The following is a 23,577-nucleotide window of genomic DNA, read 5'->3' on the forward strand; positions in this document are numbered from 1 at the left end:
TTAGAATTAAATAATAAAATGTTTTATTTTAGAATATATAAAGGGAGGATCCTAATGGTTGAGGTATTGATACAAAAAATAAAAGAAAATTGTACTAATGTAGATTTAAATGTTGTCAATAAGGCATTTAACTTTGCTTTTGAAGCACATAAGGAGCAAAAGAGAGAATCGGGAGAACCATACATAATTCATCCAGTAGATGTTGCTATCATCTTAGCAGAATTAGGTATGGATACTAGTACCATAGTTGCAGGATTGCTCCATGATGTTATAGAAGATACTGATTATACATATGATGATATCAAAACAATATTTAGTGAAGAAGTGGCAAATTTAGTTAGTGGTGTAACTAAAATAACTAAAATGGAATATAAGTCTAAGGAAGAACAGCAAGCAGATAATTTTAGAAAAATGCTTTTGGCAATGGCTAATGATATTAGAGTAATTATTATAAAATTAGCAGATAGATTACATAATATGAGAACATTAAAATATATGCCAAAGGAGAAACAAAAAAGAATATCTAAGGAAACGTTAGATATATATGCTCCACTTGCACATAGATTAGGTATTTCTAAGGTTAAATGGGAACTAGAGGATTTATGTTTTAGATATCTACATGAAGAAGAATATTATGATTTAGTACATCAAATTTCTGAAAAAAGAGTAGAAAGAGAAACATATATATCTCAAATTATTGATGATTTATATAATAAGCTTGAAGAAGCTGGAATTGATTCAGATATTGATGGGCGTCCAAAGCATTTTTATAGCATTTATAGAAAAATGGTTACAAAAAATAAGAGTATAGAACAGATATTTGACTTAACTGCTATAAGAATACTTGTTAATTCAGTAAAGGATTGTTATGAAGTACTAGGGATAGTTCATACAATATATAAACCTATTCCAGGTAGATTTAAAGATTATATTGCAATGCCTAAGCCTAATATGTATCAATCATTACATACTACTGTAATAGGACCACAAGGTAAAACATTTGAAATTCAAATTAGAACTTTTGAAATGCACAAAACAGCTGAATATGGTATAGCAGCTCACTGGAAGTATAAAGAAGGTGATACTTCTGATACTAAAGAAAAATCATTTGAAAATAAGTTAGTATGGCTAAGAGATATGCTTGAATGGCAAAAAGAAACTTCAGATGCGGAAGAGTTTATGGAAGGATTTAAAATTAATCTTTTTACAGATGAAATTTTCTTATTTACACCTAAGGGAGTAGTAATAGATTTACCAAATGGAGCTACACCTATAGATTTTGCTTACAGAATACATACTGATATAGGGAATAAATGTGTTGGTGCAAAGGTAAATGGTAAAATAGTTCCACTTGATTATAAGTTAAAAACTGGTCAAATAGTTGAAATATTGACATCAAATAGTTCTAAAGGTCCTAACATGGATTGGCTTAATATTGCCAAGAGTAATCAAGCTAAGAGTAAAATTAGAGCTTGGTTTAAAAAGGCTAAGAAGGAAGAAAATATCACAAAAGGTAAGGAAGTATTTGAAAAAGAGCTTAAAAAGCAAGGAGTTCATTACGCTGATATTGCTAAAGGTGAATCTTACGATAAGTTTATAAAGAGATATAATATTAATTGTATGGATGATTTATATGCTTTAGTTGGACTTGGAGCAGTAGTAGCTTCAGCATTCATAGCTAAACTTAAGGAAGAAAATTTAGCAAAAGATGAAAAGGAAGAAATATTAAATAAGGCTATTGAAGAAAATATTCAAAAAAATGGGAAAAAGAAAAAAGAAAATAATTATGGTGTTACAGTTAAAGGTGTAGATAACTTAATGGTTAGATTTGCAAAGTGTTGTAATCCCGTTCCTGGTGATGATATTTTAGGGTATATAACTAAAGGTCGTGGGGTTTCAATTCATAGAAAGGACTGTAGCAATCTTAAGACTCTTATCAATGAGGATCCACAAAAAGTTGTAGATGTATCATGGGGTATATCTAAAGGTGTTGCCTATATGGCAGAAATTCAAGTTAAAACTGAAGATAAATCAGGTATACTTTCTGATGTTATGAATATTATTATGGATACAAAATTACCACTTAATGCTTTAAATGCAAAAAGTGCAAAGGGCAATTTAGCTTATATTAATATTAAAGTTAAAATTGATACTGTAGATCAATTAAAAGAATTAATGAGAAAAATAAGAAAATTACCTGGAGTAATGGATGTATATAGAATGAATAATTAGAGGTTGATATATAATGAGAGCAGTTGTACAAAGAGTAACATATTCTAATGTAAAAGTTGATGGATCTATTGTAGGTGAAATAAACAAAGGTTTTAATGTACTTATAGGTATTTCAAAAGAAGATACTGAAGAAGATATGAAATATATTAAAGATAAACTAATAAATCTTAGAGTTTTTGAAGATGAAAATGATAAAATGAATTTATCTTTGTTGGATGTAAAAGGTGAACTTCTTATAATATCTCAATTCACGTTATATGGTGATGCAAGAAAAGGAAGAAGGCCAAATTTTATGAATGCTTTAGGCGGGGATGATGCTAAGATTTTTTATGATAAGTTTATAGAAATGATGAAGGAAACGGGATTAAAAATAGAAACTGGAATTTTTGGTGCACACATGCAAGTTGATATTAAAAATGATGGTCCAGTGACTATATTACTTGATAGTAGCAAAGCTTTTTAAGTAAAGTTAATATAATTTGTGAGGTGAATTTATGATAATAAAAACTTACCCTTTAGGAGTATATGAAGAAAATATTTATGTTTTAGTAGATGAAAAGAGTAAAGATGCTTGCATAGTTGATCCAGGAGGTCACGGAAATATATTAATTAAAAATATTGAAGAGTTAAATTGTAATGTAAAATATATTCTTTTAACTCATGGGCATTTTGATCATGTAGAAGCCTTAAATGAAGTTGCTGAAAAGTTTAAAGCTCCTATATATATGAATGAAAATGAAGTTCATTTTATGGAAACTGATAAAACAGTTTTTGGTGAACTTCCAAAGGAATATAACATTGTTAAAGATGGAGATACTTTACCATTTGGCGATGATGTAATAAAATGTATTCATACACCAGGGCATACTAAGGGTGGAATGTGCTATCTTTATAAAGATGCTTTATTTACAGGTGATACTTTATTTAAAGGGTCAGTAGGGAGAAGTGATTTTATAGGTGGAGATTTTAATGAGCTTATTACATCAATTAAAACAAAATTAATGGTTTTAGATAATGATATAAAGGTTTATCCAGGGCATATGGACTCTTCCAATATAGGGTATGAAAGATTAAGAAATCCATTCCTACAAGATGAATTTGAGATTTTCTAAACAAAAGGAGATATTATGGAAGTAAAAATTAAATTAAATGACATGAAATACAGATATGATGTATATCAGATGTTTAATATTTATTTTCCATTAGATGAAATTAAATTTTTAGATGATGGAGATTATATTGTTAATATTTTAGAAGATAAGGTAGAGTTTAAGTGCAACGAGTACTATAATGAAACTAAAATATTTGAAAATATTAAAGAAGACATTAAAAGACTGGTATTTTCTTCATTAAAAGACATTACAAAAGAAGAATATCCTTGGGGGATTTTAGTTGGGATAAGACCTTCTAAAATAGCTCTTAAATATTTAGAAGAAGGAAAAACAGAAGAAGAAATTATTGAAATTTTTAAAACTAAGCATTTAGCAAATGAAGAAAAGGCAAAGTTATGCATAGAAATAGCTAAAGCGGAAGAGAAGTTTGTAAATAAAAACAGTAATAGTATTGCAATTTATATTGGTATGGCATTTTGTCCTACAAGATGTTTTTATTGTTCTTTTGCAGCAAATCCTATAATAGGGAATAAAAAGCTAGTGAGTCCATACTTAGAAGCATTAATTAGAGAAATTAAAGCAATGAAAAAGTATGTTAATGATAGAAAGCTTAATATAGAATCTGTATACTTTGGAGGTGGTACTCCGACAGCAGTAAACAATGAAGAGTTTGAAATTGTTATGAAAGAAGCTTACGAAGCTTTTGTTAAAGATAAAAATGTTAAAGAATTTACTGTTGAATGTGGAAGACCTGATAGTATTACAAGAGAAAAACTACAAACTATGTTAAATTATGATGTTACAAGAATTAGTATTAATCCTCAAACTATGAATGATGATACTTTAAAAATGATAGGAAGAGGACATAATTCAAATGAAGTTATAGAAAAGTTTAATTTAGCTAGAAGTATGGGGTTTAATGATATAAATATGGATATGATAATAGGTCTTCCAGGTGAAGGGATAAAGGAAGTCCTTCATACTAAAGAAGAAATATTAAAGCTTAAACCTGATAGTTTAACTGTTCATGGGCTTTCTTTAAAGAGAGCATCAATTCTTTATGAAAACTTTGTTCTTAAAAAAGGAATCCAAGTTAAGAAGCAAAATGAATTAGCTTTAATGTATGAAGAAAGTAGAAAATTAGCTAATGAATTAGGATTAAAACCTTATTATATGTACAGACAAAAAAATATGGTTGGAAATATGGAGAACTTAGGTTATTCTAGAAAAGGTGCAGAATGTATTTATAATATTGAAATGATAGAAGATAAGCAAACTATTATTGCTTTAGGTGCAGATGCAGTTTCAAAGGTTGTTTTCTTAGATGAAAATAGAATAGAAAGATTTGCAAATATCAAAGATGTTAGAGAATACGTAAGTAGAATAGAAGAAATGATAGAAGGTAAGATAAAGCTATTAGATAGCCTTTACCTAAAAGAGGAGGAATAATTAAATGGAAATGCAAGCTCCAAAGGGAACGAAGGATATGCTGCCACAAGATGCGTATAAATGGCATTTTGTTGAGAAAACATTTAGAGATGTAGCAAAATATTATGGGATGAGAGAAATTAGAACTCCTATGTTTGAACACACTGAATTGTTTGCAAGAGGTGTTGGAGATACTACTGATATAGTTCAAAAGGAAATGTATACTTTTAATGACAAAGGTAATAGAAGTATTACATTAAAGCCAGAAGGAACAGCAGGAGCAGGAAGAGCTTTTATAGAAAGTAGATTATTTAATGAAGCACAACCAACAAAACTTTATTATATAACTCCATGTTTTAGATATGAAAATGTTCAAAAAGGTAGATTTAGACAATTCCATCAATTTGGTACAGAAGTATATGGTTCAAAAGAGCCATCTATGGATGCAGAAGTAATTGCTTTAGCTATGCAAGTTTTAAAAACTTTAGGACTTCAAAGCTTAAGCTTAAATATAAACAATTTAGGATGTCCAAAGTGCAGACCAAATTATAATGAAGCATTAAAGAATTATTTAAAAGAAAATTACGATAATTTATGTCCGTTATGTCAATCAAGATTCGAGAAGAATCCAATGAGAATATTAGACTGTAAAGAAAGAAAATGTAATGAAATAACTAAAAATGCTCCAATAATACTTGATTATATGTGTGAAGAATGTGATACTCACTTTGATTCAGTTAAAAAGTATTTAACAGCATTAAATATTCCATTTACAGTTGATCCAGGAATAGTAAGAGGATTAGATTATTACACTAAAACAATATTTGAAATTTTAAATGATGAATTTACTGTTTGTGGTGGTGGAAGATATGATAAGCTTATAGAACAATTAGGTGGTCCAGAAATGCCAGCAGTTGGTTTTGGAATGGGGATAGAAAGACTTATCATGATTTTAGAAAAAGAAGGAATAGAAATTCCAAATGAAACTCTTTTTGATTTATACATAGGTGCTAGGGGTGATGATGCTAAATTTGAAGCCTTTACTTTAGCTAATAAGTTAAGAGAAGCTGGTATAAAGACAGAAGTAAATCATATGGGAAGAAGTGTAAAAGCAGAAATGAAATATGCCAATAAAATTGGTGCTGCATTTACTACAATTTTAGGTGATGACGAACTTCAAAATAAATCAATAAAGCTTAAGAGAATGAGCGATGGAGAACAGTTTGAAGTAAGTTTAGATAATATACAAGAGATAGCTAATGCTATCAAATAGTTAGGAGGAAGTTTACCAATGGGTGAGTCTTTAAATGGATTAAAAAGAACCATGATGTGTGGTGAACCTAGAGAAGTAAACGTAGGAGAAAAAATAACTCTTATGGGATGGGTTCAAAGAAATAGAAAACTTGGAGGTCTTCAATTTATAGACCTTAGAGATAGAACAGGAATTATGCAAATAGTTTTTGGTGAAGAAATTAATGCAGAAAGCTTTGAAAAAGCTAAAGCTGTAAGACCAGAATATTGTGTAGCTGTAACTGGGGAAGTTGTTTTAAGAGAAGCTCCAAATGCTTCTATGGAAACTGGAATGGTAGAATTAAAATGCGAAAGTATTAAAGTTTTATCAGAATCAGAAACTCCACCAATATACATTAAAGAAGGATTAGATGCAGCTGAAAATATAAGATTAAAATATAGATATTTAGATCTTAGAAGACCAGATATGCAAAAAATCTTTATGATAAGAAACAGAACTACAAAAGCTGTAAGAGATTATCTTGATAATAATGGTTTCTTAGAAATAGAAACTCCAATATTAAATAAGAGTACACCAGAAGGTGCTAGAGATTACTTAGTTCCATCTAGAAATTATCCAGGAATGTTTTATGCACTTCCACAATCTCCACAAATATTTAAGCAATTATTAATGGTATCTGGATTTGATAAATACTATCAAGTTGCTAAATGTTTTAGAGATGAAGATTTAAGAGCAAATAGACAGCCAGAATTTACTCAAATCGATTTAGAAATGAGCTTTGTTGAGCAAGATGATATTATGGCATTAAATGAAGGTTTAATAGCTCATGTATTTAAAGAAGTTTTAGGTCATGAAGTAAAGCTTCCAATTAAGAGAATGCCATTTAAAGAAGCTATGGAAAAATACGGTTCAGATAAACCAGATTTAAGATTTGGAATGGAAATTACTGATATTACTGACTGTGTTAAGGACATGGACTTCGTAGTATTTAAATCTGCTTTAGAAGTTGGAGGAAGTGTTAGAGCTTTATGCTTAAAGGGTGGTGCAGATCTTGGAAGAAAGCCTCTTGATAAGTTAGTAGACTTTGTTAAGGGATATAAAGCAAAAGGGCTTGCATGGATTCAGCTTAAAGAAGATGGAGTTAAATCTTCAATAGCTAAATTCTTAACTAATGATGTTACTGAAAAGATAATCAATACTATGGGAGCGGAAACTGGAGATGCAATACTTATAGTTGCAGATAAAAACTCGGTAGTATTCCAAAGTTTAGGGGCATTAAGATTAGAACTTGCTAAGCAATTTGATTTAATTAAAGATAAAAATGAGTTTAATTTTACATGGATTACAGAATTCCCATTATTTGAATATAATGAAGAAGAAGATAGATATCATGCTGCTCACCATCCATTTACATCACCAATGGATGAAGATTTAGATATGCTTGAAACTAATCCTGGAGCTGTAAGATCTAAGGCATATGACTTAGTATTAAATGGTGAGGAATTAGGTGGAGGATCAATAAGAATACATGATTCTGCTCTTCAAACAAGAATGTTTAAAGCATTAGGATTTACTGAAGAATCTGCATATGAAAGATTTGGATTCTTAATAGATGCATTTAAGTTTGGACCACCACCACATGGAGGTTTAGCATTTGGTCTTGATAGAATGGTAATGTTCTTAGCTGGAACTGAAAACATTAAGGATGTTATTGCATTCCCTAAAAATCAAAATGCATATTGCTACTTAAGTGAAGCACCAAATGTTGTAGATCAAAAGCAAATTGACGAATTAGGATTAATTATTAAAACAGAAGATAAAGAATAATATAAAGCAAAGCTCCAACATATGTTGGAGCTTTGTTTTATATAAATAAAAGAAACGTATATAAATTATTTTAATATAGGAAAAATTCAACAAAGGATAAAAAAAAGTTTTTTGAATAAAATAATATATGTAAGTACATATACTTATAGTTACTAAGGAGGAATCATTAATGAAAAGCAAGATGATGAAAAAAGCAAATAGAAAACTTCGTAAAGCTAAAATGAAAGGCAATCTTCTTATGGAAATGGCCGAAGATTTCAAGGACTTAGTTGCAAATGCTAAAGTATATAAAAAATTAAAGGGAAAAAAATAATATAATAAAAATAATCTCAACAGATACTTGTTGAGATTATTTTTATTTTTGAGCAAATTTTTTTCTTTCCTTTTTTCTTTTAGCGCTAAATATTAATCGTGTTAATGTAGAAACAAATAAAACTCCTAATGCTAATGTTCCAGCACTTGCAAAAGTATTTAAACCTAATTCTAATGACTTAGTAATATTACCTGATATTGCTTCACGCATGGTATAATACATACCACTACCAGGAACTAGTGGAATTAAAGCACATACAACGAAAGTTGTAACAGGTGTTTTAAAAATTCTAGCAAGTACTTCACTATATGTACTAAAAATTACGGAAGAAATAAAAAGTGAAGTAATTTCTGTAGCACCAAGTTGAAGAGGTAATGAATAAAAAAACCAACTAATTGCACCTCCAAGTGCAGCAAAGAATATCTTTTTACCTCTAATATTAAAAGCAATGCAAAAACCAAATGTTGCAAAGAAAGAAACAAGTGTAGCTATAATAATCATATTAAAGACCTCCAATATTAGTCATCCAGAAACTTAAAACAGCACCAGTACCAACTGCAATAGCAATTGCAACTAAAAAGGCTTCAGAAGCTCTTATAACACCAGATAGTAAATCTCCTGACATAGTATCTCTAATAGCATTAGTTATGGCTAAACCTGGAACTAGAAGCATTATAGCACCAATTATAGTTTGATTCAATTGACTTGCTATTCCTAGTTTAAAGAGTATTATTGCAAGAAGTGCAGTTATTCCGCTACAGATACTATTAATGAAAAAAGCATTAATTCCTATTTCAGACCATTTAATTGTTAATGTTTTTATTACTAATCCAATTAAAAAGGCGGCAAAAACATCTTTAAAAGTACCTCCAAATAATACTGAAAATGAGCCAGCTCCAAATGCTGAAAAAATAATAATCAGCATTTGAGGATAAGCTTCAACCTTATTAATTTTGTTTAATTCATTTTTAAAATCGTCAACAGATAAATTTTTAGATGCTATGCTTCTAGATAAATCATTTACTTTATCAATTTTGTTTAAGTCTACAGTTCTTTTGGAAACCCTCCTAGTTAATGAATAAATTTTGCCACCATGACAAATAGATGCCATAATTCCAGTTGGAGTTGCAAAACTTTCGGCTTGTTCTGCACCGTAAATTTTACAAATTCTCCAAATGGTTTCTTCAACTCTATAGGTTTCACCACCATTTTCTAATATCATTTGTCCAGCAAGCATTGCTACTTGAAGTATTTCATTCATAATACAAAACCTCAATTTTTAATAATTTTTTATGTATTATACCACAATAAAAATTATAAATGTATAATAATATGAAAAAGTAGTTGAATAATTTATCATTTATATTTATAATTTTATAAAAAGATAATTGGGGTGATTAAATGAATTTTGTAAATTTAAAGAATGAAGACAAAGAAATTTGTGAGTTAATGGAAAAAGAATTAAAGAGGCAAGAAGAAGGGATAGAGCTTATTGCTTCAGAAAACTTTACATCAAAAGCAGTTATGGAGGCAATGGGATCTCATTTAACTAATAAGTATGCTGAAGGATATCCTGGAAAACGTTACTATGGGGGCTGTGGAGTAGTTGATCAGGTTGAAGAAATTGCAAGAAATAGGGCTAAAGAACTATTTGGAGCAGAACATGTAAATGTTCAGCCACATTCAGGTTCACAAGCAAATATGGCTGTATATTTTACAATTTTAAAGCCGGGGGATACTGTTCTTGGAATGGATTTAAGCCATGGTGGGCATTTAACTCATGGTTCACCAGTAAACTTCTCAGGAAAATTATTTAACTTTGTATCTTATGGAGTGGATAGTGAAACTGAAAGAATTGATTATAAAAATGTTAGAGACTTAGCATTAAAGCATAAACCAAAGCTGATTGTTGCAGGGGCTAGTGCTTATTCAAGAGTTATTGATTTTAAAAAATTAAGAGAAATATGTGATGAAGTTAATGCATATTTTATGGTTGACATGGCTCATATTGCTGGATTAGTTGCAGCTGGAGAACATCCTTCACCAGTGCCATATGCTGACTTTGTTACTTCTACTACTCATAAAACTTTAAGAGGCCCTAGAGGAGGATTAATTCTTTGTAAAGAAAAATATGCTAAGGATTTAGATAAAAATATATTCCCAGGTATGCAAGGTGGTCCATTAATGCATGTTATAGCTGCAAAAGCAGTTTGTTTTAAGGAAGCATTAGATCCAAGTTTTAAAACATATATGAAAAATGTAGTGTTAAATTGCAAAGTATTAGGTGAAGAGCTAGTTAAGTATGGATTTAAATTAGTATCTAATGGCACAGATAATCATTTAATTCTAGTAGATTTAACTAATAAAAATATAACTGGTAAAGATGCGGAAATACTTTTAGATAATATAGGAATAACAGTTAATAAAAATACTGTTCCAAATGAAACAAGAAGCCCATTTGTAACATCAGGTATAAGAATTGGTACAGCTGCTGTTACAACTAGAGGATTTGATGTAGAAGCAATGAAAGAAATTGCAAGTATTATAAACGAAGCAATTGAAAATAAAGATTCTGATTTATCAGAATTAAAAATAAGGGTAAAAACACTTTGTGCTAAATACCCTTTATATACTAAATAGTAAATAAAAAGTTGTATTGAAATACTTTATGAATATATAACTATATAATGGTTTAGTTAGTTACAAGTTTAAAGTGACAAGTTTCAAGTTGAGGTATAAATTTATATTAAGTTGAATTTGGAAAATTTATTAACTTCTTAACTTTTCACTTGTCACTTGTTATTTGAAGTAGATTATATATAATTGTTAAATAGTATCATTGATATTTTGATACATTTTTTATGGAAAAAGCATAGGAGGAAGAGATGAAATTAATATCATGGAATGTAAATGGAATTAGAGCATGCGTTCAAAAAGGGTTTTTGGATTTCTTTAATGAAGTAGATGCAGATATATTTTGTATTCAAGAAAGTAAACTTCAAGAAGGGCAAATAAATTTAGAACTTGAAGGATATCATCAATACTGGAATTACGCAGAAAAAAAAGGATATAGTGGAACAGCTATATTTACAAAAAAAGAACCTATTTCAGTATATTATGGATTAGGGATAGAAGAGCATGATAGAGAAGGTAGAGTAATAACCTTAGAATTTGAAGACTTTTATATGATAACAGTTTATACTCCTAATTCTCAAAATGGTTTAGCTAGACTTGATTACAGAATGAAATGGGAAGAAGATTTTAAAAATTATTTAAAGAATCTTGAAAAAACTAAGCCTGTAATAGTTTGTGGTGATTTAAATGTTGCTCATAAAGAAATAGATTTAAAAAATCCTACAACAAATAGAAAAAATGCTGGTTTTACTGATGAAGAAAGAGAAAAATTTACGGAGTTATTGAATGCTGGTTTTATAGATACGTTTAGATATTTTTATCCAGATACTAAAGGGATTTATTCATGGTGGTCATATAGATTTAATGCTAGAAAAAATAATGCTGGATGGAGAATTGATTATTTTATAACATCAGAATCATTAAAGGATAGATTAGAAAGTGCTAAGATACATACAGAAATTTTAGGCTCAGATCATTGCCCGGTAGAGTTAATTATAAAATAAAGTGGTTGTAAGTTAAATTTTTTTAATTTACTTACAACCATTTTTCTTTTATGTCATAAATAATTTTGTCAATAAAATCTTTAATTTGAAGCTTTCTGGTACCAGGTATATAAATAAAAAATTAAGTAGGCTTTCCTATAAATGTTGCAAGTAATATTTATAGGAAAGCTTTTATATTTTTAAATTTACTACTATTAAAAGTAAAAATTTATGAATATGTTATTGAAATTTGGCTGATATTATAGTCATAGTATTCAACTAAATATATTGCTATTTATATTATATAAATTTATTAAGGAGAGTTAAGAATATGAAGAAGAATTTGATAGCAGCTTTAATTATTAGTTCATTTATTTTAGTTGGATGTGGAGATAATACAACTAATAATACAGTAGATAATAGTGCAAGTGAAAATAAAAGTGAAATTGTAGTAGTCGATACGATAACTTCATCAGCTGATGAGGCATTACAAATGTTGAAGGATGGGAATATTAGATTTTCTAGCGATACATCTATATTAAGAAATATTAGTTCAGAAAGAAGAAATGAATTAAAAGATGGTCAAAATCCCTATGCAGTTATTGTATCGTGTTCAGATTCTAGAGTTACTCCAACTACCATCTTCAATGCTGGATTAGGAGAAATTTTTGATGTAAGACTTGCTGGAAATGTAGTTGACGATGAGGCATTAGGTTCAATTGAATATGCAGTAGAGCATTTAAATACTCCATTAGTTGTTGTAATGGGGCATGAAAGTTGTGGAGCAGTAACAGCTACATATAATGAGGTTATTAAAGGTGAAAAAGTTACTGGAAATATGGAGTCTTTTGTTGAAAAAATTACTCCTAGTATCAATAAAGAAGGTACAGTTGATGATGCAATTCATACAAATATAGATAGGGTTGTACAAGAAATTTCAGAAGATGAAGCAATAAAAACACTTATACAACAAGGGAAAATTAAGGTTGTAGGAGCATACTATAATTTAGATGGAGTTGTTAATTTTAATGAATAATAGTATGAAGAAATGGGGAAAATATATAATAAAGTAAATTTATAATAAAGTAAATTTATTATATAAAAACAAGGAGGAATTTATTTTGCATTTAACAATTAGAGAACAAGAAAAATTAATGATTGCTGTTGCAGCAGATGTTGCTCTTAAAAGAAAAAGCAAAGGGTTAAAATTAAATTATCCCGAAGCTATGGCAATTATAACAGATGAAATGCTAGAAGGGGCTAGAGAAGGAAAGACAGTTGAATATTTAATGGATTATGGAACAAAAATATTATCTAGAGATGATGTTATGGAAGGTGTTCCAGAAATGATTCACACTGTTCAAGTGGAATGTACTTTTCCAGATGGAACAAAATTAGTAACAGTACATGAACCAATCCAATAAAGGAGGATGAAAAATGGTACCAGGTGAAATAAAAGTACAAGAAGGTAATATTAAATACAATGAAGGTAAGGAAGCTATTAAAATACAAGTTGTAAATACTGGAGATAGACCAGTACAAATAGGTTCACATTATCATTTTTATGAAGTAAATGATGCTTTAGATTTTGATAGAAAAGCTGCTTGGGGAAAAAGGTTAGATATTCCATCAGGAACAGCAGTGAGATTTGAACCTGGAGATAAAAAGGAAATAAATTTGATTGATATAGGTGGATATAGAAGAGTTTATGGTATTAGAAATATGTGTGATGGATTTTTAGATGGAATGTCAAAAGGGAGCGGTGAAAAGTAATGAGTTTTGATATAGATAGACATAGATATGCAGAATTGTTTGGTCCTACAGAAGGAGATAGTATAAGACTTGGAGATACAGATCTTTTTATAAAAATTGAAAAAGATTATACTGGATATGGTAATGAATGCAAATTTGGTGGTGGGAAGACACTTAGAGATGGTATGGGGCAAAATGCCACACAAACTAGTAAAAATCCACAATTAGCAGATTTAATAATAACAGGAGCAACAATTGTTGACTACACAGGAATTTATAAGGCTGATGTAGGAATTAAAGATGGTAAAATTCTTGCTATTGGTAAAGGTGGAAATCCTGATACAATGGATAACGTTGACTTTATAGTAGGGGTTGGGACTGAAGCATTAGCAGGAGAGGGAAGAATATTAACTGCTGGAGGAATAGATACTCATGTACACTATATTCATCCAGGATGTGCTGAAGTAGCATTAGAAAATGGAATAACTACGTTGGTTGGTGGTGGTACTGGACCTATAGATGGTACAAATGCAGTTACATCAACTCCAGGACCTTGGAATATAAAGAAAATGCTACAATCAGCAGAGGGCTGGCCTGTAAATGTTGGTTTGCTTGGAAAAGGTAGTGGAGCTAATATTGATGTTAATGCTGAACAAATAGAAGCAGGGGCAATTGGACTTAAAGTTCATGAAGATTGGGGAGCTACAAGATCAGCAATTAATTATGCTTTAGAAACTGCTGAAAAGTATGATATACAAGTCGCATTACATAGTGATACTTTAAATGAAGGTGGATTTGTAGAACATACAATTCAAGCTATTGCTGGAAGAGTAATTCATACATATCATACAGAAGGAGCAGGAGGCGGTCACGCACCAGATTTAATGAAGGTCGCATCTCAAATAAATATATTACCAGCATCTACAAACCCAACAAAACCATATACTGTTAATACAATAGCAGAACATTTAGATATGCTTATGGTTTGCCACCATTTAGATGCAAAAGTTCCTGAAGATATAGCTTTTGCGGATTCAAGAATTAGACATCAAACAATAGCTGCTGAAGATGTATTTCAAGATATGGGGATTTTTAGTATCATGAGTTCTGATACATTAGCAATGGGAAGAATAGGAGAAGTTGTAACAAGAACTTGGCAAACAGCTTCAAAGATGAAGGTGCAAAGAGGACCTTTAGAAAATGATAGTGAATATAACGATAATAATAGAGTTAAAAGATATATTGCTAAATACACAATTAATCCAGCAATTGCACAAGGAATGTCTAAATATATTGGTTCTGTAGAAGTTGGCAAGATAGCTGATTTAGTGCTTTGGGAACCACCTTACTTTGGAGTAAAACCACATTTAATAATAAAAGGTGGAATGGCTATGAGAGGTATTATTGGGGATGCTAATGCATCTATTCCAACATGCCAACCAGTTATTTATAGGGATTGTTATGGTGCATTTGGAAAAGCTAAAGGTGCAACTTGTATTACCTTTGTTTCTAAATATGCTTATGAACATGGAATTAAAGAAGAATTAGGATTACAAAAGATGGTATTGCCGGTAGAAGGAATAAGAAATTTAACTAAGAAAGATATGAAACTTAACGATGCTACTCCAGAAATCAGGGTAGATCCACAAACTTATGATGTTACTGTTGATGGTGAATTAATAACTTGTGAACCTGCAAGTGAATTACCATTAGCTCAAAGATATTTCTTATTCTAATATAAAGGAGTAGGTTATATGATTTTTAACAAAATATTAGGAAATATTAATGAATTAGATAATTTAGAAAATATACATTTAGAAAAAATTTATATAAGTAGTGATGAAGCAGTAAAAAGAATTTTAAGAGTAAATTCTGATCATAATCATGAATATGGAATAGCATTAGAAGAAAATACAGAGTTAAAAGATGGAGATATACTTTATCGTGATGGGAAAAATATTATAACTATAAAAATTAAAGGTGATGATGTATTAGTAATTAAGCCTGATAATATAACTCAAATGGGAGTTATAGCACATACTCTTGGAAATAGGCATTTACAAGCTCAATTTGAAGATGGAAAAATGATTATTCAATATGATTCACTTGTAGAAGGTGAATTAAAAAGAGATAACATTAATTATACTAGAGAAAATTTAAAATTAAAGAAAGCATTTAGGCACGTAGAATTTGGGCACACTCATACACATGCCAATTAATAATAGTATTTCGGATGTATTAAAAGTCATTCAAATATGCGATTCAAATTTTCCTATTGGATCATTTAATCATTCTTATGGTATGGAAACTTATTTAAGATTAAAAAAAGTTTATGATACTAAAACTTTTAGAGAATGGTTAAAGGTATTTTTAAATGAGCAATTCATATATTGTGATGGTTTAGCTATAAGAATCTTATACGAAAATTTAGAAAATGATGATTTAGAAAGTATTTGGAACTTAGATAATAGTATTACAGTACAGAGTGTTGCAATTGAAAGTAGAAATGGTAGTAAATTAGTCGCAAGTAGAATGTTAAAGCTTTTTATGGATTTATATGATTTTAATTTGTTAAATGAGTATAGTGAAAAGATTAAAAAGAAAGAAGTTTATGGGCATCCGGCAATAGTATTTGGAATGTTAATGTATTCTCTAGGATTTAATGTGAAAGAGGCTATAATTTATCATATGTATAGTACAGTATCTACTCTGGTTAGTAATGCAGTTAGAACTATTCCTCTAGGACAAAAGGATGGTCAAATATTATTAAAAGAGTTTAGTGAAAAATTTGAAGATTTATATAATATTATTACTAATTTAGATTATGATTATTTAGGTGCTAACAGTCCAGGATTAGAATTATCCCAAATTAAGCATGAAATTATGGAATTTAGATTGTTTATGTCTTAAAGATTACGATATAAAGTATAACTCTTAATTATTAGAATTGTGAGTAAAAATACTCACAATTCTAAATATTACTAATTTTTTTTAGAAAGGGTGTTGATTATATGAAACCTGTAGTTATAGGAGTAGGAGGGCCTGTTGGTAGTGGTAAGACATTATTAATAGAAAGATTAACAAGAGCTATGAATAATGAATATAGCTGTGCAGTTATAACAAATGATATATATACAAAAGAAGATGCTAAATTTATGGTTAAGAATTCTGTTTTGACTGAAGATAGGGTTATTGGAGTTGAAACAGGAGGTTGTCCTCATACTGCAATAAGAGAGGATGCTTCTATGAACTTTGAAGCACTTGAAGAGTTAAAAAATAGATTTAATGATTTGGATATTATTTTTCTAGAAAGTGGTGGAGATAATTTAGCTGCTACATTTAGTCCTGATTTAGTTGATTTTTCAATTTATATAATTGATGTTGCTCAAGGGGAAAAGATACCAAGAAAAGCAGGGCAAGGTATGATTAAGAGCGACTTATTTATAATAAATAAGATTGATTTAGCACCATACGTTGGAGCTAATTTAGATATAATGAGAAAAGATACATTAGCTTTTAGAGATGAAAATAGTTTCATTTTTACAAATCTTAAGACTGATGAAGGAATACAAAGTGTCATTAGTTGGATAAAGAAAAACTGCCTATTAGAAGGAATTGCATAATATGTTTAAAGAAGCAAAGAATAAAAGTGAATATTCAGGTTTTATAGAGTTGGTTTTAGAAAAAAAAGATGGTGTAACAGTTGCAACTAAAAAATACTATGAAGGATTAGTAAAAGTATCTCGAAGTATTAAAATGAATAGAGAAAATATACCGACATTTTATCTTTTACAGCTTGGCGGTGGCTATATTGAGGGAGAAAAATATAAGAATGTTTTTAAACTAAAAGATGAGGCTAGAGCAATAATAACAACTCAAGCTTCCACAAAAGTTTATAAATGTATAAATAAAATTAAAACTGAACAAGAAACAGAAATAAGTTTAGGGGTAAATAGCATTTTAGAATATATAACAGATAGCGTTATTTTATATAAAGATGCTATATATAAACAGGTAAATAATATTTATTTAGATGAAAGTTCAACTTTAATTTATAGTGATGGTATTACTGCAGGATGGTCTCCCGATGGAGATAAGTTTAGTTATAGTGGTGTTCAATTAAAAAGTAATATCTATGTAAATAACAAACTTGTTTTATTAGATAATTTAGTTGTTAATCCACGTGAAAATGATGTAACAAGATTAGGATTTTTTGAAGAGTATTCAAATTTTGGAACATTACTTGTTATTAATAAGGAAATTAATGATTCTGTTATAAGTGATTTAAGAGAGAAACTTACAAAATTAAATTTACCTATAGATTTTGGTATATCAAAACTAGAGATTAATGGATTTGTTCTTAGAGTATTAGGAAATTTAACTCAACATATAGAACAGACAATAGGATGTTGTCATAATTATGTAAGAAATAGATTTTTAGATTCTAAGGATTTAGTTGTTAGAAAAAACTAATAGGAATTATATTTAAAGTTTAAACAAATGAAAATTTAAGGAAGTGATTCTATGATCATTCATGGTGATGTTGCTTTTATGATATTGGCTACAACACTTGTTTTAATTATGACGCCGGGATTAGCATTTTTTTATGGTGGGTTAGTAGAGAGAAAAAATGCTTTAACTATTATGTTTCAAGTTTTTATTGCAATTGGCATTGTTGCTTTGTTATGGATATTTGGAGGATTTAGTCTTGTCTTCGGGGATGATATTGGAGGAGTTATAGGAAATCCTTTGCAATTTTTCGCCTTTAATAATATAACGTTTAAAATAGACTTAAGGTATAGTGAAACGATACCATTTATACTTTTCTTTATGTATCAAATGATGTTTGCAATTATTACTGCACCATTAATGATAGGTGCATTTGCCAATAGATTAACAGTTAGTGGATGGATTAAAATATTAATTATTTGGATGATTTTAATATATTTCCCTGTAGCTCATTGGGTTTGGGGAGGTGGTTTCTTAAGCAAATTAGGATTTGTAGATTTTGCTGGAGGAGCAGTTATACATATAACATCTGGTTTTGGTTGTTTAGGTGGGATTTATGTATTAGGTGAAAGAAAAGTTAAAAATGAAAAGGGACCATTTAATTTAGGATTGGTAGCAATAGGTGCAGCATTATTGCTATTTGGATGGTATGGATTTAATGCAGGTGGTACCGTAGCAGCTGCAGATATAGCAGCTATTGTATTTACAAATACAGGAGTTGCTTCAGCAACAGGAATGATAGTATGGCTTATTTTACATGCATTAATTTCTAAAAGAGCATCTTTCTTAGAATCAATAATTGGAGCTGTTGCAGGGCTTGCCACTATAACACCAGCTTCTGGGTATGTAACTCCTTTAAGTGCTATAATTATTGGAGCTTTAGGTGCAATTGTATGTTTCTTTTCAGTTGAGTTCGAAAGAAAAATGTGGGATGATGCACTTGATGTTTGGGGCGTTCATGGCGTAGGAGGATTATTAGGCACACTATTAATTGGAGTATTTGCAGATCCTAGAGTAAATGGAATAAGTGCAGGATTACATCAATTTTTAATTCAACTTCTTGGAGCAGGAATAATTGTAGTATATTCTGTTTTAGTTACATTTATAATATTTAAAGTTTTAGATATGATTAAAACAATAAAGGTAAGTGAAGAAGTTCAATTAAAAGGATTAGATCAAGAGTTCTTTAAAGAGAATTATGAAGCTAAGAATGAATAAAGGAAGATAAATAAAAAATAAAGGAGGAATACTATGTTAGGAGTAGTGTTAATTTACGTAGGAGTAGTCCTTATTTTAAATGGAGTAGGAAGGCTTTGTAATGTAGATGCTAAATCAAGTGCTGTATTCAATGTATTTACTGGTATGCTATCATTTATTTTAAATATTGTAGCAGTTATACAAGGTAATTATTTTGCAGCTGGAACAGGATTATTATTTGGATTTACATATTTATATATTGCAGCAAGAAGCATATTTAATTTAGATGGAAGATTATATGGGTGGTATTGTTTATTTGTAGCAATAAATACAATACCACTTGCATTTATTGATGCTAATACTTTAAAATTTATAGATTTTACTGTGGGTAATATTTATTGGGTATTTATTTGGTTATTATGGGGCTTATTATGGCTAACTGGATTTATAGAGTTAGTTTTGAAGAAAGACTTAGGAAAATTTGTAGGATATTTATCAATATTTGATGGTATTGTAACTGCATGGATTCCAGGATTTTTATTATTAATAAATATGTATCCTAGATAAAAAGTCTAATAAAAATAGAGGGCTAACTACAATTATGTATTAGCCTTTTGATTTTTAATGAAACAAAGGAGAAAAAAATGATTAAAAGAGTAGTATCAGTGTTTATTGTAATGTTTTTATTTATAAATTTAGTTTTAATAAATTCAGTGCAAGCTTATACAAATATAAAAAAGAATGAAGATGACTTCATAGTTTGTATAGATCCAGGTCATCAAGGAAAGGGTGATTCAAGAGGAGAACCAGTTGCTCCAAATTCAAGTAATACTAAGCCAAGAGTTTCTTCAGGAACTGCTGGAGTAGCAACAAAAAATCCTGAACATGTTATTAATTTAGAAGCTTCATTAATATTAAAGGAATTATTGTTACAAAAAGGTTATACAGTTGTTATGACAAGGGAAAAAGCTGATGTTAATATTAGCAATGCAGAAAGGGCACAAATTGCAAATAATGCAAAAGCTGATATTACAATAAGAATACATTGTGATAGCATAAATGATGGAGGAAAAACAGGTACGGTAATTTTAGTTCCAGATAAAGATGGAAAATATACAAATGGAATTTTTGAAGATAGTAATAGGTATGCACAAATTTTAAAGAATAAATTGCAAGAAAGTAATATAAAAGTAAATGGAATTTTTGAAAGAAGCGATATTACTGGATTTAATTGGTCTACAGTTCCTGTAGTTATATTAGAAATGGGATTTATGAGTAATTATAATGAGGATAAAATGTTAGCGGATAAATTATATCAAATGAAATTAATGGAGTGTGTTTCAAATGCAATAGATGAATATAAGAATAATTAAGCTTTAGGGGGATGGGCTATAGGCTAACTGATAAATTGTAATAAAAATATAAATTATGGATAAAATAAAGACATAAATCATAATGATTAATATATTAAAAGTTTTTGATTCAAAAACATTAATGTACAAGCTAATTTAATAAGCTATGGTATTAGGGAGGGGTAATCTTGAAAAAATATGATTTAATTTATTATTGGCAAAATTATTTGATAAATCAAGAAAATATGGAGTTTAAACCAGATGCTTATGTTTTAAAAGTTTCATTAGTAAATTCCTATAGTAGAGATTACTTTTGTAACTGGTATTCATTTAAATGCATACAAGAATTAATTTCTTTCATTAAATATGTATTAATACCATCAACATATATTACCAAAGTATTTGGTAAAGAGGAAGATACTATATTTTTAGATGCATTAGATTATTATGATACTATTGAATTGATGCAGGATTCTGAAAATATTGATAAATTTGAATTAATAGCAGATATTAAAAAAGATTATGATTTTATAGAGGATTTGAAAAAAAATTTTACTATTGAAAAATTAAAAAAATTTTTAAATACAACTAATAAAAGAAGGCATGGAGATATTGGAATATTTTCTAAAGTAGAGTTTTTTGAAAATGTAAAGGAAATAGGTAGGGATCTAGTTAAAGAGTATGAAGAGGATAATATGTTAGAGGAACTTGAAAGTCATATGGATTTAAATAAAAATCAAATAATTGCATTATTTGATGGTATTGATAAAAATCCATTTATGTTAAAAAGGCTAGGAACATATTTAAGTAATACATTATTGTTTTAAGATAAGCTAGTGTTATATGTTTAAAGAGTGTATAAATTTTTTTATACACTCTTTTCTTTTAATAAATATTATGGTAATTTATTATGAAGTATTAACAATAATACAAAAGGATGCTATATTAATAGATGGATAAATTAAAAATATTAAATATTAAATATATATTTATTAAAATGAAAGATGTGATTAAATGAATAATAAATTTTTACCTATTAGTAGAGAGGATATGAATGAAAGAGGCTGGGAACAATGTGATTTTATTATCGTAACTGGTGATGCTTATGTGGATCACCATAGTTTTGGCACAGCTGTAATTTCAAGAGTATTAGAACATGCTGGTTATAAGGTTGGTATAATTGCTCAACCTGATTGGCATAGTACAGAAGATTTTATGAAGCTTGGTCGACCTAGATTAGCATTCTTAGTTAATGCAGGTAATATGGACTCAATGGTTAACCATTATACTGTTAGTAAAAGAGTAAGAGAAAAAGATTTATATTCTCCAGGCGGAAAGATGGGATTGAGACCTGATAGAGCGACTATAGTATATTGTAATAAAATAAGAGAGGCGTATAAACATATAAATATTTGTATTGGTGGAGTTGAAGCTAGTTTAAGAAGATTTGCTCATTATGATTACTGGGCTGATAAAGTTAGAAAATCGATTTTAACTGATAGTGGCGCAGACTTATTAATATATGGTATGAGTGAAAAGCAAATAGTTGAAGTTGCTCATTACTTAAATGAAGGTTTTGAAGCTAAATATATTAGACATGTACCAGGAACATGTTATTTAGTTGATAGTCTAGAAGAAGTTTACGAAGAACATATTGTAATTCCATCATATAAGGAAGTTTCAACTAATAAACTTAAATATTGTGAAGCTTTTAAAATTACATATCAAGAGCAAGATCCTATAAGAGGAAGAACTATAGTACAAGATCAAGGTGATAAATATCTTGTAGTAAATAAACCAGAGGTTATTTTAAATAGAGAAGAATTAGATGCTGTATATGATTTACCATTTACAAAAGAATATCATCCTATTTATGAGCCAATGGGAGGAATTCCAGCATTAGAAGAAGTTAAATTTAGTATAGTAGGTTCTAGAGGATGCTTTGGAAATTGTTCATTTTGTGCGATTACTTTCCACCAAGGGAGAGCAGTTCAAAGTAGAAGTAAAGAATCTATAGTTAAAGAAGCTAAAGAAATGACTGAAATGAAAGACTTTAAGGGATATATTCATGATGTGGGAGGACCTACTGCAAACTTTAGAAAGCCGGCCTGTAATCATCAATTAACAATAGGTGCATGTAAGGCTAAGCAATGTTTAAGTCCAGGTGTATGTAAAAATATGGAAGTGGATCATAAAGAATTTGTTGATGTACTTAGAAGCGTAAGAAGTTTACCTAAGATAAAAAAAGTATTTGTACGTTCAGGTATTAGATATGATTACGTGATGGCTGATAAAGACGATACATTCTTTAAAGAATTAGTTGAACATCATGTAAGCGGACAGTTAAAAGTTGCACCTGAGCATGTATCTGAACAAGTGTTAAAATATATGGGTAAACCTGCTGGAAAAACTTATGAAGAGTTTAGACAAAAATTCTTTAAATTAACAGAAAAGGCTGGAAAGAAACAATATATTATTCCATACTTAATGTCAAGTCATCCAGGAAGTACATTAAAGGAAGCTATTGAACTTGCTGAATATTTAAGAGATATTAAGTATCAACCAGAACAAGTACAGGATTTCTATCCAACACCAGGAACTCTATCAACTGCAATTTTTTATACAGGATTAGATCCAATAACATTAAAGCCAGTTTATGTTCCAAAGACAAAAGAAGAAAAAGCTATGCAAAGAGCATTATTACAATTTAGCAATCCTAAGAATTATAACTTAGTATATGATGCTCTAATGAAGGCTGGAAGAGAGGATTTAATTGGAAATGGTCCAAAATGTTTAATTAAATCTAAAGAGCAAAGATATAAGGAAGCTCATGGATTAGTTAGACCAAAATCAAAAAGTAAAGGAAAACATAAATCATCTTCAAGTAGGAATGGTAGACCAAATGATAAGAATTCTTCAAGAAGAGGAAAAGATAGTTCTTCACGTCAAGGAAGAGATAATAGAAATTCTAAAAATAAAAAAGGTT

General features: G+C 29.3%; 24 protein-coding genes. 22 read left to right on the top strand and 2 right to left on the bottom strand.

Annotated elements, in window-relative coordinates; genetic code table 11:
- The first annotated feature begins 54 nt into the window (after nt 1-54).
- From TY07_RS01155 to TY07_RS17925, 7 genes are all read left to right on the top strand, one after another.
- Complete coding sequence (locus TY07_RS01155; protein WP_042394036.1) at nt 55-2,232, top strand: RelA/SpoT family protein; 2,178 nt, start codon at nt 55-57, stop codon at nt 2,230-2,232.
- A gap of 13 nt (nt 2,233-2,245) precedes the next feature.
- The gene (gene dtd, locus TY07_RS01160; RefSeq protein WP_042394038.1) at nt 2,246-2,695 is read left to right on the top strand and encodes a D-aminoacyl-tRNA deacylase; all 450 of its coding nucleotides are present in this window, start codon (nt 2,246-2,248) and stop codon (nt 2,693-2,695) included.
- 31 nt (nt 2,696-2,726) lie between these two features.
- Nucleotides 2,727-3,344: an MBL fold metallo-hydrolase gene (locus TY07_RS01165; RefSeq protein WP_042394041.1), complete on the top strand. Its 618-nt coding sequence runs from the start codon at nt 2,727-2,729 to the stop codon at nt 3,342-3,344.
- 15 nt (nt 3,345-3,359) lie between these two features.
- A complete protein-coding gene (locus tag TY07_RS01170) occupies nt 3,360-4,793 on the top strand; it encodes a coproporphyrinogen III oxidase (protein WP_042394044.1) in 1,434 nt (477 codons plus the stop codon).
- Between the two features lie 4 nt (nt 4,794-4,797).
- Nucleotides 4,798-6,045, top strand: coding sequence for a histidine--tRNA ligase (hisS, locus tag TY07_RS01175; protein ID WP_042394045.1), 1,248 nt, complete (start codon nt 4,798-4,800; stop codon nt 6,043-6,045).
- 18 nt (nt 6,046-6,063) lie between these two features.
- Complete coding sequence (gene aspS, locus TY07_RS01180; RefSeq protein WP_042394048.1) at nt 6,064-7,851, top strand: aspartate--tRNA ligase; 1,788 nt, start codon at nt 6,064-6,066, stop codon at nt 7,849-7,851.
- 169 nt (nt 7,852-8,020) lie between these two features.
- The gene (locus TY07_RS17925) at nt 8,021-8,164 is read left to right on the top strand and encodes a hypothetical protein (protein WP_156327466.1); all 144 of its coding nucleotides are present in this window, start codon (nt 8,021-8,023) and stop codon (nt 8,162-8,164) included.
- Nucleotides 8,165-8,206: 42 nt separating this feature from the next.
- Here the strand turns inward: TY07_RS17925 and TY07_RS01185 are convergent, their stop codons facing one another.
- Both TY07_RS01185 and TY07_RS01190 read right to left on the bottom strand, forming a co-directional pair.
- A complete protein-coding gene (locus TY07_RS01185) occupies nt 8,207-8,662 on the bottom strand; it encodes a threonine/serine exporter family protein (protein WP_042394159.1) in 456 nt (151 codons plus the stop codon).
- 4 nt (nt 8,663-8,666) lie between these two features.
- On the bottom strand, nt 8,667-9,425 hold the full coding sequence (locus TY07_RS01190) for a threonine/serine exporter family protein (RefSeq protein ID WP_042394051.1): 759 nt from the start codon (nt 9,423-9,425) through the stop codon (nt 8,667-8,669).
- A gap of 140 nt (nt 9,426-9,565) precedes the next feature.
- Here TY07_RS01190 and TY07_RS01195 point away from each other — a divergent pair, with 140 nt between their 5' ends.
- From TY07_RS01195 to TY07_RS01265, 15 genes are all read left to right on the top strand, one after another.
- Entirely contained in the window at nt 9,566-10,804 is a 1,239-nt protein-coding gene (locus TY07_RS01195; RefSeq protein ID WP_042394053.1) for a serine hydroxymethyltransferase, read from the top strand.
- Nucleotides 10,805-11,049: 245 nt separating this feature from the next.
- Nucleotides 11,050-11,802, top strand: a complete 753-nt coding sequence (locus TY07_RS01200; protein WP_042394055.1) for an exodeoxyribonuclease III — start codon at nt 11,050-11,052, stop codon at nt 11,800-11,802.
- A gap of 310 nt (nt 11,803-12,112) precedes the next feature.
- Nucleotides 12,113-12,817, top strand: coding sequence for a carbonic anhydrase (locus tag TY07_RS01205; protein ID WP_042394057.1), 705 nt, complete (start codon nt 12,113-12,115; stop codon nt 12,815-12,817).
- 85 nt (nt 12,818-12,902) lie between these two features.
- A complete protein-coding gene (locus tag TY07_RS01210; protein ID WP_042394059.1) occupies nt 12,903-13,205 on the top strand; it encodes an urease subunit gamma in 303 nt (100 codons plus the stop codon).
- A gap of 13 nt (nt 13,206-13,218) precedes the next feature.
- Complete coding sequence (locus TY07_RS01215) at nt 13,219-13,554, top strand: urease subunit beta (protein WP_042394061.1); 336 nt, start codon at nt 13,219-13,221, stop codon at nt 13,552-13,554.
- Nucleotides 13,554-15,269 carry an urease subunit alpha gene (gene ureC / locus TY07_RS01220; protein WP_042394063.1) on the top strand — a complete coding sequence of 572 codons (1,716 nt, stop codon included), beginning with the start codon at nt 13,554-13,556 and terminating at the stop codon, nt 15,267-15,269. The genes TY07_RS01215 and ureC overlap by 1 nt, the downstream gene beginning before the upstream one ends.
- A gap of 18 nt (nt 15,270-15,287) precedes the next feature.
- Entirely contained in the window at nt 15,288-15,752 is a 465-nt protein-coding gene (locus TY07_RS01225; RefSeq protein ID WP_042394066.1) for an urease accessory protein UreE, read from the top strand.
- A complete protein-coding gene (locus TY07_RS01230; protein ID WP_042394070.1) occupies nt 15,742-16,443 on the top strand; it encodes an urease accessory protein UreF in 702 nt (233 codons plus the stop codon). The genes TY07_RS01225 and TY07_RS01230 overlap by 11 nt, the downstream gene beginning before the upstream one ends.
- Nucleotides 16,444-16,544: 101 nt before the next feature.
- A complete protein-coding gene (gene ureG, locus TY07_RS01235; RefSeq protein ID WP_042394074.1) occupies nt 16,545-17,156 on the top strand; it encodes an urease accessory protein UreG in 612 nt (203 codons plus the stop codon).
- Between the two features lies 1 nt (nt 17,157).
- Complete coding sequence (locus tag TY07_RS01240) at nt 17,158-18,006, top strand: urease accessory protein UreD (RefSeq protein WP_042394077.1); 849 nt, start codon at nt 17,158-17,160, stop codon at nt 18,004-18,006.
- Nucleotides 18,007-18,057: 51 nt separating this feature from the next.
- Nucleotides 18,058-19,260: an ammonium transporter gene (locus TY07_RS01245; protein WP_042394080.1), complete on the top strand. Its 1,203-nt coding sequence runs from the start codon at nt 18,058-18,060 to the stop codon at nt 19,258-19,260.
- A 33-nt stretch (nt 19,261-19,293) separates the two neighbouring features.
- Nucleotides 19,294-19,806, top strand: coding sequence for an AmiS/UreI family transporter (locus TY07_RS01250; protein WP_042394083.1), 513 nt, complete (start codon nt 19,294-19,296; stop codon nt 19,804-19,806).
- Nucleotides 19,807-19,883: 77 nt separating this feature from the next.
- Entirely contained in the window at nt 19,884-20,612 is a 729-nt protein-coding gene (locus tag TY07_RS01255; RefSeq protein ID WP_042394098.1) for an N-acetylmuramoyl-L-alanine amidase, read from the top strand.
- Nucleotides 20,613-20,779: 167 nt separating this feature from the next.
- Nucleotides 20,780-21,418 carry a hypothetical protein gene (locus TY07_RS01260; RefSeq protein ID WP_042394102.1) on the top strand — a complete coding sequence of 213 codons (639 nt, stop codon included), beginning with the start codon at nt 20,780-20,782 and terminating at the stop codon, nt 21,416-21,418.
- Nucleotides 21,419-21,605: 187 nt separating this feature from the next.
- The coding region (locus TY07_RS01265; RefSeq protein ID WP_042394105.1) for a YgiQ family radical SAM protein at nt 21,606-23,577 on the top strand (1,972 nt) is incomplete at its 3' end.

The sequence above is a fragment of the Clostridium saudiense genome (assembly GCF_000577815.1).
Lineage (GTDB): Bacteria > Bacillota > Clostridia > Clostridiales > Clostridiaceae > Clostridium > Clostridium saudiense.